The organism is Rhodopseudomonas sp. BR0C11, assembly GCF_010820945.1.
Lineage (GTDB): Bacteria > Pseudomonadota > Alphaproteobacteria > Rhizobiales > Xanthobacteraceae > Rhodopseudomonas > Rhodopseudomonas palustris_H.
Map to the genome: position 1 here is coordinate 1 of NZ_QTKI01000119.1, position 12,211 is coordinate 12,211.

12 protein-coding genes are annotated in these 12,211 nt (G+C 66.0%); 4 read left to right on the plus strand and 8 right to left on the minus strand.

The window, feature by feature from the left end:
• The coding region (locus tag DYI24_RS11635) for an NAD(P)H-hydrate epimerase (RefSeq protein WP_164572391.1) at positions 1–1,090 on the minus strand (1,090 nt) is incomplete at its 3' end.
• Positions 1,091–1,502: 412 nt separating this feature from the next.
• Between DYI24_RS11635 and DYI24_RS11640 the strand changes: the two genes are divergently transcribed.
• From DYI24_RS11640 to DYI24_RS11655, 4 genes are all read left to right on the plus strand, one after another.
• Positions 1,503–1,841, plus strand: coding sequence for a P-II family nitrogen regulator (locus tag DYI24_RS11640; protein ID WP_011158515.1), 339 nt, complete (start codon positions 1,503–1,505; stop codon positions 1,839–1,841).
• A gap of 89 nt (positions 1,842–1,930) precedes the next feature.
• Positions 1,931–3,340: a type I glutamate--ammonia ligase gene (glnA, locus tag DYI24_RS11645; RefSeq protein ID WP_107344859.1), complete on the plus strand. Its 1,410-nt coding sequence runs from the start codon at positions 1,931–1,933 to the stop codon at positions 3,338–3,340.
• 311 nt (positions 3,341–3,651) lie between these two features.
• Entirely contained in the window at positions 3,652–4,389 is a 738-nt protein-coding gene (locus tag DYI24_RS11650; protein WP_164572392.1) for a CerR family C-terminal domain-containing protein, read from the plus strand.
• A gap of 18 nt (positions 4,390–4,407) precedes the next feature.
• Positions 4,408–5,019, plus strand: a complete 612-nt coding sequence (locus tag DYI24_RS11655) for a hypothetical protein (RefSeq protein ID WP_107344861.1) — start codon at positions 4,408–4,410, stop codon at positions 5,017–5,019.
• Between the two features lie 190 nt (positions 5,020–5,209).
• On the opposite strand, the gene DYI24_RS11660 is transcribed toward DYI24_RS11655, so the two are convergent.
• The 7 genes from DYI24_RS11660 to DYI24_RS11690 all read right to left on the minus strand — a co-directional run.
• Positions 5,210–6,493, minus strand: coding sequence for an adenosylmethionine--8-amino-7-oxononanoate transaminase (locus tag DYI24_RS11660; RefSeq protein WP_164572393.1), 1,284 nt, complete (start codon positions 6,491–6,493; stop codon positions 5,210–5,212).
• Entirely contained in the window at positions 6,490–7,128 is a 639-nt protein-coding gene (gene bioD, locus DYI24_RS11665; RefSeq protein WP_164572394.1) for a dethiobiotin synthase, read from the minus strand. The genes DYI24_RS11660 and bioD overlap by 4 nt, the downstream gene beginning before the upstream one ends.
• Positions 7,125–8,255 (minus strand): 8-amino-7-oxononanoate synthase, encoded by a 1,131-nt coding sequence (locus DYI24_RS11670; protein ID WP_164572395.1) that lies wholly within the window; start codon positions 8,253–8,255, stop codon positions 7,125–7,127. The genes bioD and DYI24_RS11670 overlap by 4 nt, the downstream gene beginning before the upstream one ends.
• Before the next feature lie 137 nt (positions 8,256–8,392).
• Positions 8,393–8,956, minus strand: a complete 564-nt coding sequence (locus DYI24_RS11675; RefSeq protein WP_164572396.1) for a hypothetical protein — start codon at positions 8,954–8,956, stop codon at positions 8,393–8,395.
• A gap of 87 nt (positions 8,957–9,043) precedes the next feature.
• The gene (locus DYI24_RS11680; RefSeq protein ID WP_164572397.1) at positions 9,044–10,474 is read right to left on the minus strand and encodes an amidase; all 1,431 of its coding nucleotides are present in this window, start codon (positions 10,472–10,474) and stop codon (positions 9,044–9,046) included.
• Positions 10,475–10,672: 198 nt separating this feature from the next.
• Entirely contained in the window at positions 10,673–11,662 is a 990-nt protein-coding gene (locus tag DYI24_RS11685; protein WP_164572398.1) for a hydroxyacid dehydrogenase, read from the minus strand.
• A gap of 107 nt (positions 11,663–11,769) precedes the next feature.
• On the minus strand, positions 11,770–12,211 hold a 442-nt coding region (locus DYI24_RS11690), incomplete at its 5' end, for a DMT family transporter (RefSeq protein WP_164572399.1).

Consider the following 12,211-nt stretch of genomic DNA (forward strand, 5'->3'; position numbering starts at 1 on the left):
CCTGCGGGTTGCTGGTCGATTTGATCGCCTCGAACAATTCCTCCGGATGCCCGGCGAAGCTGGTCAGCGCGTCGGCGTCGAGCACCACCGCGGCACCGGCCGCCAGCGCCGCCAGCACCTTGCGGCGGGTCTCGTCGCCAATCCCCGCGCCCGGCCCGATCCCGATGGCGTTGAAACGGCGGTCGGCCAGCATCGTGCCGAGCTCATCCGGCGTATCGACCGGCCGCACCATCACCGCAGTCAGCGCCGCCGCATTCACGGCCAGCGCATCGCGCGGCGATGCCACGGTCACCAGACCGGCGCCGGCACGGAGCGCGCCCCGCGCAGCAAGCCGCGCCGCCCCGGTCTGCGACAGCTCGCCCGACACCACCACCGCGTGACCGCGGCCGTATTTGTGGCCGTCGGCACGCGGCACCGGAAAGTCCGGCAGCCACAAATCGGGATCGTTTTCGAACGCCTGCGGCCGGATTTCGCCCAGCACTCCGGGCTCGATGCCGATATCGACCAGCCGGACCTCACCGCAATGCAGCCGGCCCGGCAGCAGCAGATGGCCGATCTTGCGGCGGAAGAAGGTGACGGTCTCGCGCGCCCGGATCGCCGCGCCCATCACCGCGCCGGTGGCGCCGTTGATGCCGCTCGGCAGGTCGACCGCCAGCACCGGCACGCCGCTATGGTTCACCGCCTCGATCACTTCGAGCGCCTGATCCTTCACCGGCCGGTTGAGGCCGGAGCCGAACAGCGCGTCGATGATCAGCGCCGGCGAGCCGATCGATTGGGTGAGGAACGGCAGCAGCGGCCCCTTCCACTCCCGCGCCGCCAGCGCCGCATCGCCCTTCAGAGCCTCGCGCTCGCCAAGCAGCATCACGTGCACGGTGCGGCCGAGTGCAACTAATTCGGTCGCGGCGATCAGCCCATCGCCGCCGTTGTTGCCGGGGCCGGCGATCACCAGGATCGGACCTTCTTCGGCCAGATCGATCGCCGCCTGGGCGACGTGGCGGCCGGCATGCAGCATCAGCGCGAAGCCCGACGATCCGCCTGCGATCGTCAAAAGGTCGGCGCGGTCCATTTCAGCGGGCGTCAACAGTTCCATGCCCAATTCCCGGTACAGTCGCCTGCAGCGAAGGCAGCATCAACGGTGCGAGACCGGACAAAACCTTCAAATGCACAATCGGTAGGCTGATTGCTGAACAATTGATCAGGCAAAGCCCATTTTGCATCCGCTCAGTGAACGCTGCGGGCGATTAATATCCTGATAAAGCTTCATAATCGGCCGGTGCGCAAATTGGCACGGACCCTGCTTTTACGGAAGCCAGTTTCGATCCCTCGCGCTCGCCTCTTTGAGGCGGGGTCTGCGCGACCGTTTTCCGAGTTCCGGCCTGGCGGGATTTGGGGATGGTGTTGCTCACCCAGTCGGCCGCGGTGTTATCGATCAACTGCGCAGCGTCGCGCAATCTGGCATACACATGCCGACTCACGACGTGGGAAGTCCGGGGAGAGTGTAAGTGAAGAAGATCGAAGCCATCATCAAGCCGTTCAAGCTCGACGAGGTCAAAGAAGCGCTGCAGGAAGTCGGATTGCAGGGGATCACGGTCACGGAAGCCAAGGGCTTCGGCCGGCAGAAGGGCCACGCCGAATTGTATCGCGGCGCGGAATACATCGTCGACTTCCTGCCCAAGGTGAAGATCGAGATCGTGATCGCCGACGACCTGGTCGAGAAAGCGATCGACGCCATCCGGCGCGCCGCCCAGACCGGCCGCATCGGCGACGGCAAGATTTTCGTTTCCAACATTGAAGAAGCCATCCGCATCAGGACGGGCGAATCCGGACTGGACGCCATCTAAGCACCCGGCCTATCAACCCTCGCCTGATCGCATCACCTGGCGGCCGATCCGGCCGCCATTTCACGACGACCCGTAGCAAAGGGGTACTCATGACGACCGCTAAAGAAGTCCTGAAATCCATCAAGGACAACGACGTGAAATACGTCGATCTGCGTTTCACCGATCCGCGCGGCAAGTGGCAGCATGTCACTTTCGACGTGTCGATGATCGACGAGGACATCTTCTCCGAAGGCACCATGTTTGACGGTTCTTCGATCGCAGGTTGGAAGGCGATCAATGAGTCCGACATGACCCTGATGCCGGATCCGTCGACCGCGACGATCGACCCGTTCTTCGCAGAGACCACCATGGTGATCACCTGCGACATTCTCGAGCCGTCGACCGGCGAGCCCTACAACCGCGATCCGCGCGGCATCGCCAAGAAGGCGGAAGCCCAGGTCAAGGCGCTCGGCATCGGCGACTCCGTGTTCGTCGGCCCCGAAGCCGAGTTCTTCGTGTTCGACGACGTGCGCTATTCGGCGACCCCGTACAACACCGGCTTCAAGCTCGACTCGTCGGAACTGCCGACCAATTCGGACACCGAGTACGAAGGCGGCAACCTCGGCCACCGCATCCGCACCAAGGCCGGTTACTTCCCGGTTCCGCCGCAGGATTCCGTGCAGGACATGCGCTCGGAAATGCTTGGCGCGATGGCCAAGATGGGCGTCAAGGTCGAGAAGCATCACCACGAAGTCGCTTCGGCCCAGCACGAGCTCGGCATGAAGTTCGACACCCTGACCCACATGGCCGACCAGATGCAGATCTACAAGTACTGCATCCATCAGGTCGCCCATATCTACGGCAAGACCGCGACCTTCATGCCGAAGCCGGTGTACGGCGACAACGGCTCGGGCATGCACGTGCACCAGTCGATCTGGAAGGACGGCAAGCCGACCTTCGCCGGCAACAAGTACGCCGACCTGTCGGAAACCTGCCTCCACTACATCGGCGGCATCATCAAGCACGCCAAGGCGATCAACGCCTTCACCAACCCGTCGACCAACTCCTACAAGCGTCTGGTCCCGGGCTATGAAGCGCCGGTGCTGCTGGCCTATTCGGCCCGCAACCGCTCGGCCTCGTGCCGCATCCCCTACACCACCTCGCCGAAGGCCAAGCGCGTCGAAGTCCGCTTCCCGGACCCGATGGCCAACCCGTATCTCGCCTTCGCGGCGATGCTGATGGCCGGCCTCGACGGCATCAAGAACAAGATCGATCCGGGTCCGGCGATGGACAAGGATCTGTACGACCTGCCGAAGGAAGAGCTGAAGCAGATCCCGACCGTTTGCGGCAGCCTGCGTGAAGCGCTCGAGAACCTCGACAAGGATCGCGCCTTCCTCAAGGCAGGCGGCGTGTTCGATGACGACTTCATCGACGCGTTCATCGAGCTGAAGATGACCGAAGTCGCGCGGTTCGAAATGACCCCGCACCCGGTCGAGTTCGAGATGTACTACTCGTACTAATCGCTTCCGCGATACCAGATAGGGAAAGGCGCTCCTCGCGGGGCGCCTTTTTCTTTTGGTGATGGCGCTGCGTCAAACACAGAACTGCTCTCACAACGCCGTGCCGCGGCAGGCACTCTGGACGATCTCGTCGTAAAGGACTCGGGCTCGACCATCTCGAACCAGGCGCACAGGTGATGCGTCCGCGTGAAAGCATGAAGGACACACCTATGCCTGCGACAGCGGCCATCGCGCGCGGGCGCACACGATTGATCCAGCGCAAGGTCTCATTCATTCGAATGAATTAAACAGATGCCAATGAGGCGTCGACGATGAAGTCCAACGGCCACACTGCCCTGCTCCGGCCCGCGCTCGGCTCGCAAAGCCACGACACCCGCGCCCGGATGATCGAGGCAGCGATCGAGGTGTTCGGCTCGGTCGGCTACCACGGCGCCACCACCCGCCAGCTCGCCGAGCGGGCCAAAGTCAATCAGGCGGCGATCCCCTATCATTTCGGCGGCAAGCGCGAGCTGTACCTCGCCGCGGCGCAAGCGATCGCCGACTACATGCGATCCCGGATCGAGCCGCTGATCGACCAGCTGCGCACGGCCAGCGCCGACCCCGCCCGTCACATCGACGCGGTGGTGATGCGCTTCTTCCAGTTCATCGCCGGCGACGAGGAGCCCGAGGCCTGGACGGTGTTCTTCGTCCGCTGCGAGCGCGACGCCGACGATGCCTTCCGCATCATCTATTACCAGTCGGTGGCACGACTTCAGGCAGCCCTAATCGCCGAAGTGGCCGCCGCCACCGGGCGTTCGCCGGACGACGAGGACCTGAAGGTTCGGGTCGCGATCGTGCTCGGCGCGATCTCCAACTTCCGCACCATGCGCAACGTCATGCTGAGTTCACTCGGCTGGGACACATTCGACGCCGAGCGAAAGCGGACCGTCGAGACGGCCGTCCGGCGGCTGGCGCTGGCCGAACTGCTCGGCATCGGCGTAGGCGCCCCGTCCGACGTCCATCCCCCGCTCGGCTCCGCGTTCGGAGCCCAACCATCACCCACGGCCTGACTTCAAAAGGAAGCTGCCATGACCAAGCCCGATCTCACTCAAGCCTATCTGGAATGGACCAAGCAGAAACTCGACGAGTCCGCCGCGACGATCGCCAAGATCGAGGAAGCGGCCGCCAAGCTCGGCGATGCTTCGAGTGCCAAGGCGCAGGAAGCCCTTGCGCAGCTCCGCACCGCGCGTGACGCCTTCCAGACGCAAGTCAACGCGCTGCAGGCCGATCTCGGCGCCTCCAAACAGGTGACCGACGCCGCGCTGTCGGCGGTCTCGGCGCAGTGGAACGAGGTCGAACTGGCGTTCCAGAAATTCCTCGGCACGGCCGGCGATCAGGCCGGGCTGGTCAAGGATGCGCTCGCCGCCCGCGCCGAAGCACAGCGGCAGTCGTTCCTGTCGTCGCTGGAGACGATCCAGACCGGCACCGCCGCGGCGCTCGAACAGGGCCGCAAGGAAATGGAATCCCAGCTCCGCCGCTGGACCGAAGAAACTGAAAAGACGCTCGGCCCGAAGCTGACTCAATTGTCGGCGGCTGGCGACGAAACCTGGAACGCGCTCAAGGCCGGCCTCGATGAGACCGCCGCGGTGTACGAGAAGACCTGGGCCCGGATCTCGCAGGCGTTCACCCCGAAGAAGTAACAGCAGACAGTCTGCTCTCCCCCCTCGCCTCGAATGCTTCATCGATCAGCTGAAGCGATAGCGCCAACGAAGCACGGGCCCCTCATCCTGAGGAGCCCGGCGGAGCCGGGCGTCTCGAAGGATGAAGGCACCGCACGGGCTCGCGGCACATGGTTCGAGACGGCGCTTCGCGCCTCCTCACCATGAGGTCTTAGAGCGAGCTTACGTCGCAGCTACGCGCCAGCACCTCGGGCGCCGCAGCAATCGCCTCATACACCGCCTCGATCTCCGCCGCCGTGCTGCAATAGGGCGGCATCAGGTAGATGGTGTTGCCGAGCGGACGGACCAACAGACCGCGAGCAATGAAGTACGCATACAGCCGCGGCCCGACGTCGGCGAGATAACCGCTGTCGCCGACCTGAAGATCGACTGCCGCGATGGTGCCGATCTGGCGGACGTTGGTGAAGCGCGTGTCGTCGCGAAAACGATCGAGCGCGCGGGCGTGAACCGCGGCGAGATCGTCGATCCGCTGCCGTACCGGCTCACTTCCCCACACCTGAAGATTAGCCAGCGCCGCGGCGCAGGCGATCGGATTGGCGGTGTAGGAGCTGGAGTGAAAGAACGTCTTGCGCCGGTCGGTCGAGAAATGCGCGTCGAAGATCTCGCGCCGGCACATCGTCACTGCGAGCGGCACCGAGCCGCCGGTCAGTCCCTTGGAGTAGCAGGCGATGTCGGGCACGACGTTCGCCTGTTCGCACGCGAACAGCGTGCCGGTGCGGCCCCAGCCGGTCATGACTTCGTCGGCGATCAGCAGCACGCCGTGCGCCTTGCAGATCCGCGCCATCTCGGCGAGTACCCAGGGCGGATAGATCAACATGCCGCCGGCCCCGAGCACCAGCGGCTCGACGATCAGCGCCGCCACCGCCTCGGCTCGGCACGCCTGCTCCAGCGCGTCGAGCGTCGCCTGCTCGGCTCCCGCGCGCGGAAACGGCAGCCGGCTGACGTCGAACAGCAGCGGATCGTAGGGCGCGTTGAACACGCCGCGTTCGCCGACCGACATGCCGCCAATCGTGTCGCCGTGATACGCGCCTTCAAGCGCCAGAATGCGCCGCCGGCTTTCACCGGAATGCAGCCAATAGCCGAGCGCCATCTTCAAACCGACCTCGACCGAGGTCGAGCCGCTGTCGGAGTAGAACACGTGTGTCAGCTCGGGCGGCGTGATCTCGACCAGGCGCTGCGCAAGCTGTTCGGCCGCCGGATGGGTGAAGCCGGCGAAGATGATCTGATCGAGCTGATCGGCCTGCTGCTTGATCGCCGAGATGATGGTCGGATGGCGATGGCCATGCGTCACCACCCACCACGAGCTGATCGCATCGAAGATCCGCCGTCCGTCATCGGCTTGAAGCCAGGCGCCCTCGCTGTGCACGATCGTCGGGGTTTCACCCTGCACCGCATGCTGGGTGAATGGATGCCAGACCGGCGAGGCGTGGCTCATGGCGCGTCTCCAACAAAGTCCCGCGGATCGAACGCCGCCGCGAACGCAGCGCGTAGCGCGGCCGCCTCCAGCGTAGCCAGCCGCGGCAGGCGGCCGAGGCGGCGGGTGCGGCCGAGCTCGGTGATGATCTGTTCGGAGTCGGCGTTTTCGTCGCCGAGGAAGGCGACGCCGAGCAGCGGAATGTCGCGCGCCCGGATCGCTTCGATCGACAGCAGCGTGTGGTTGATCGTGCCGAGCGAAGTGCGGGCACACAGCACCAGCGGCGCGCGCCAGCGTGCGAACACGTCGATGTAAGTCACTTCGCGCGTCAGCGGCACCATCAGTCCACCGGCGCCCTCGACCACCAGCGGACGCGGCACTGCAGGCAGTTCTAGCGCATTGTAATCGATGCTGACGCCGTCGATCGCCGCTGCGAGATGCGGCGAAGCCGGCGTCTTCAGCCGGTAGCGTTCCGGCAGGATGCGATCGGCGGCAAGTCCCGACAGCCGCTGCACCGCGCAGGCGTCGGTCTCGTCTTCGAGGCCGGACTGCACCGGCTTCCAATAGCTGGCATCCAGCGCGCCGGCGAGCGCGGCGGCAAACACGGTCTTGCCGATGCCGGTGTCGGTGCCGGTGACGATGATCCGCGCGCTCATGCTGCCGCCCTCATGTCTTCGGCGAGCGCCGCGAACAGCGAGGCGATCACATCTTCCGACAGATTGGCGCTGAGCGCGATGCGCAGCCGCGCAGTGCCTTCGGGCACGGTCGGCGGCCGGATCGCGCGGACGTCGAAGCCGCGCCGCTGCAGCGAGGCCGCCAGCGCCACCGCGGTGGCGTTGGCGCCGACAATGATCGGCAGGATGTGCGAGCCGGACGAGGTGATGCCGCAGCGCTGCTTCAGCTCGCGATCCGCGAACGCGACCAGCGACGCGAGCCGCTCCCGCCGCTCCGGCCGGGTGCGGCTGATGTCGAGCGCCGCCCGCGTCACCGCGGCGATCAGCGGCGACGGCGCGGTGGCAAAGATGAACGGCCGCGCCCGGTTGACCAGGAAGTCGCGGACGATCTTCGGGCCGAGCACGAAGCCGCCCATGGTGCCCAGAGCCTTGCCGCAGGTATGCAGCGTGATCACGTTGGCGCGGCCCTCGAACGAGGCAGCCAGTCCCCGCCCCTCCGGCCCGCAGACGCCGGTAGCATGCGCCTCGTCGATCACCAGAATAGCGTCGTGCCGATCCGCCACCGCAACCAGCTCGTCGAGCTGCGGGCTGTCGCCGTCCATGCTGTACACGCTTTCGACCGCAATCCAGGCGCGGCCACGGCCACCACCGGCTCGCCATTGCCGCAGCCGCATATCGAAGGCGTCGATGTCGCTATGTGGGATGCTCTCACAGGTCGCGCGACCGCGGCGCATGCCTTCATGCACGCTGGCGTGGATCAGTTCGTCGTACAGCACGAGGTCGCCGCGCTGCGGCAGCGTCGCGAAGATCGCATGGTTGGCGCTGAATCCGCCACCGAGATACAATGCACTCTCCGCACCGAAGTAATCGGCCGCTTCGGCTTCCAGCGCTTCGTGCTCTTCGTGATTACCACGCAGCAAGCGCGAACCGCCGGCTCCAACCGGCACGCCGCGCGCGATCGCATCGGCGGCGGCCTGGCGGAGTTCGTCGGACTCGGCAAGGCCGAGGTAATCGTTGGATGTGAAGTCGACACCGGCGCGCGGCTGGAGCTTGCGTCGCCGCCCCGCATCCGCAAGTGAACGCAGGTCGGCTTCAAGGCTCTGGTACATTGATCTAGTCCTGGTGGTGCGGCAGCTTGCCGCAGAGCGGGCGCTGCCGTCGTTTGACCGCCGCAGGTGGTGGAATATGCGGCGCACGAGCGGCCGCAGGCGGTGGAAACCACAGGCCGGCTCAGCGCGGCCCTTGCTTAGCGCGCGTCGTCGAGCTCGTCACTGTCCTCGTCATAGCCCCGCTCAGACGGGCCCATCACGATCTCGTGGCGCAGCGCCTCGAACCGGCGCCGGGTCTCCTGGTCGCGGGCCTCGATGAAGGCGATGGCATCAGCGCGCGACATCGGCCCGCTGGAAATCGGATGCACGCTGGCGCCGATCGTCTCGTCGACGAAATAACCACGATCGTCGCGGCGCATGCGCCATTTGAAGCGCAGCGCATCCAGCGGTCCCGGGCCCTCGCGCGTATAGCGTTCGAGATCGTCGTCGCCGTCGTCGGGCTCCGGCGCCGCTGCGAAGGCGGCCTCGTCGGCCGCCTTCGCCGGCTCAGCGCGGGACTCGGAGTCGGAGGCATCGCTGTCGGATATCGCCTCGGCCGCAACAGGCTCGTCGCCCTGCGCGTCGGCATCGGACGACGGCGGGACAGAGGGCGAGCCCTCCTCCGGCACCACTTCGTCTCGCGCCTCCGCCTTGGCGTCGGGCTTTTCGAAGATGCTCGCGATCGCCGCGAGCGCTTCATCGGTCGGGTCGTTGGCAGTCAATACAAAGCTCCTCTAGTCGGCCTGAAGACAACACCAAGGCCGAACACGTCAACGCAGACAATGGTCGCTGGTTTCTATTTTGTGTGGCTATGTCGAGGCACAGACCGGTGGGCGCCGAGTTTTCCACGGCCGTTCACGCTCGAGCTGCGCAGCAAGACGCAACAGCGTGGCTTCGTCACCGAACTTCGCCGCGAACATCATGCCGATCGGCAGGCCGCTCGCACTCCAGGCCAGCGGCACCGACATCGACGGTTGTCCGGACATATTAGACAAACTCGTGCCCGGAATATACCGACGAAGCGTCGGGCTGATCCCGGAGAGGTCGTGCGCCATGGTATCGATCTCGCCGATCCGCAGCGGCAGCGTGCAGAGTGTCGGCGACAAGAACACATCGACGTTGGCGAAGAAATCAGCCATCGCGCGTGAGATCTGGAACGCGGCGAGCTGCGCCGCGCAATAATCGACACCGCTCGCTTTGCGTGCATTGGCGGCCGACGCCAGCGTCAGCACTTCGAAGTCACGCTCGGTCATCGCGCGGCCGACTGTCTGTTCGGCGAGCTGCACCGCAAGGCCGGTGTTGCAGGCAACGATGGTGGCGATCACTTGCGCCGGATCGGCAGGTAGCACCGGCGCGCGTTCTTCGACGTGGTGACCGAGACCTTCGAGTAGCCTAGCGGTATCACGCACCGCCGCCGCGACTTCCGGATCGATCGCATCGCCATAGGTCGAGCGGTCGGTGAACGCGATCCGCAGCCGCCCCGGTTCACGCCCGACTTCCTCGGCGAACGGACGCTCGGGCGGCGGCGCAACGTAGGGGCTCGATGGCTCCGGGCCGTGCAGCGCATCGAGCATCGCCGCACTATCACGGACACTGATACTTACGACGTGACCGCAGGCGAAGCCGCCCCAGCCCTCACCGCGATCCGGCCCGATCGGATTGCGTGCCCGCGTCGGCTTCAGCCCGAACACGCCGCAGGCGGAGGCCGGAATCCGGATCGAGCCGCCGCCGTCGCTGGCATGCGCCACCGGCAGGATGCGCGCGGCGACGGCCGCCGCAGCACCGCCCGACGAGCCGCCCGAGGAGTGATCAATATTCCACGGATTGCGGGTCGGCCCATGCAACCGCGACTCCGTGGTCGGCATCAGGCCGAATTCCGGGCTGGCGCTCTTGCCGAAGATCGTCACGCCGGCAGCGAGAAACCGTCCCGTCAGCGTGCCGGTGTGGGGCGCGACGAAATCCTTGTAGAGGCTGGCACCGAAGGTCGTACGGGTGCCGGCGAGCAGGTCGAGATCCTTCAAGACAAACGGCACGCCGGTGAACGGCCCCTGCGGCAGGCCGGCTTCGATCTGCTTGCGCGCGTAGTCGTCGTGCCGGACCACCACCGAATTGAGCTTGGGATCGAGCGCATCGGTCCGCGCGATCGCTTCGTCCAGCAGTTCGTCCGCCGTGACCTGCTTGCTGCGGACCAGTTCGGCGAGCCCGACGCCGTCGTAATCGCCGTACTCCTTGAACGCCATGATGGACCTCTCCCCGAATCTTGTTTTGGTGATGATGCAATGATGTTTGAGGCGTCATTGCGAGCGAAGCGACGAAGCAATCCAATCTCGGAGTTGCGGCCCTGGATTGCTTCGCGGAGCCTGTGCTCGGGCGGCGCGGAGCGCCGATCCGGGTTCTCGCAATGACGTGCGCTGAGGTGATGAGCGCCGCGCGTCCAACTAACCGAGCACGTCCTGATTGACGACGTTGACGCGGATCGGATCGCCGTCGAGCACGCTCAGCATATTGCGCGCGGTCTGCTCGCCCATCCGGTCGAGCGCTTCGCGGGTGACGCCGGCGACGTGCGGCGCGATGATCACGTTGGGCAGATCGAACAGCTTGTGGCCGTGCGGCGGCGGCTCCTGCTCGAACACATCGAGCCCGGCGCCGGCGAGCTTGCCCGCGAGCAGCGCCTCGTACAGCGCCTGCTCGACCACGATGCCGCCGCGCGCGGTGTTGATCAGATACGCGGTCGGCTTCATCTTCGACAGAAGCGCCACGTCGAACAGCCCGGTGGTCTCCGCCGTCTTCGGGCAGTGCAGGCTGACGAAATCGGCGTCGGGGAGCGCCGCGGCGAGATCGTCCACCGCCTTGCAGCCGGCCGCTTCGATCGCTGCCGCCGGCACATAGGGGTCGTACACCAGCACGGTCATTTCCATCGCCAGGCAGCGCTTGGCGGTGCGGGTGCCGATCCGGCCGAAGCCGACGATCAGCACGGTCTTGCCGAACAGATCGAACGGCAGCAGCCCGAGCCGCGTCGCCCAGGCGCCGGTCTTCACCAGCGCGTGCAGCTCGGCACCGCGCTTGGCCAGCGTCAGCATCATGAACAGCGCCTGTTCGGCGACCGAGGGCGAATTCGCCGTGCCGGCGGTCATCAGCGGCACCTTGCGTTTGTTCAGCGCCGGCACGTCGATCGCATCGAAGCCGACGCCGATCCGCGCCACCACGCGCATCTCCTGCGCCGCGTCGAGTTCGCGCTCGCCGAACCTTGTGGCGCCGAGCGCGACGCCGTGCACCGGCGCCTCGGCGCGCAGCAGCGCGTCGAAATCCTCCGCCGAGATCATGTTGGGAAATTCGATCATCTCGATATCGCCGCGTGCGGCGATCAGCGCCCTGCCCCGCTGCGACAACGATTCCGTCACCAGCAGCTTCTTCGTGTTGGACGTCATTTCATGCCCCTGGGGTCTTGTTCGTTGTCCGCGCCGCTCGTGAGATGGCGGCGACGGCATTTTGTATCAGGCCGTGCGCGGCGCGGTCCACCGGCAATTGCCGTGGATCAGGACCGCGTCGCCAGCGCCACGCCGGTCAGCGTCATCACCAGCGCGGCGATCTGGCCGACGCCGAGCGGCTCGTGCAGCGCGACCGCCGAGGCGATCACGCCGATCACCGGCGTCGCCATGGTGCCGATCGCCGCGACCGATGCAGGCAGCCGCTGCAACGCGGCGAACCAGCAGACGTAAGCGACGCAGAACTGGATCACGACGAGATACACCAGCCCGGCCCAGCCGAGCGGCGTCAGCACCGAGGCGTGCGGGACCTCGAACGCAAGCCCAATCACCGCCACCGGAATGCAGCCGAGCCCGATCTGCCACGCCGCCGACGTGGCACCGGGCAGCGCGATCGGAAACCGCTTCAGGAAGATGGTGCCGAGCGCAAAGCCGAGTGCGCCGGTCAGCGCCAGCAGGATGCCCGGCAACTTCGTCATGCTGGCGCTGACC

Coding starts and splice junctions, on each gene's coding strand:
- DYI24_RS11650 (WP_164572392.1), top strand. CDS start 3,652: ATGAAGTCCAACGGCCACACTGCCCTGCTCCGGCCCGCGCTCGGCTCG.
- DYI24_RS11655 (WP_107344861.1), top strand. CDS start 4,408: ATGACCAAGCCCGATCTCACTCAAGCCTATCTGGAATGGACCAAGCAG.
- bioD (WP_164572394.1), bottom strand. CDS start 7,128: ATGAGCGCGCGGATCATCGTCACCGGCACCGACACCGGCATCGGCAAG.
- DYI24_RS11685 (WP_164572398.1), bottom strand. CDS start 11,662: ATGACGTCCAACACGAAGAAGCTGCTGGTGACGGAATCGTTGTCGCAG.
- glnA (WP_107344859.1), top strand. CDS start 1,931: ATGACGACCGCTAAAGAAGTCCTGAAATCCATCAAGGACAACGACGTG.
- DYI24_RS11670 (WP_164572395.1), bottom strand. CDS start 8,255: ATGTACCAGAGCCTTGAAGCCGACCTGCGTTCACTTGCGGATGCGGGG.
- DYI24_RS11680 (WP_164572397.1), bottom strand. CDS start 10,474: ATGGCGTTCAAGGAGTACGGCGATTACGACGGCGTCGGGCTCGCCGAA.
- DYI24_RS11660 (WP_164572393.1), bottom strand. CDS start 6,493: ATGAGCCACGCCTCGCCGGTCTGGCATCCATTCACCCAGCATGCGGTG.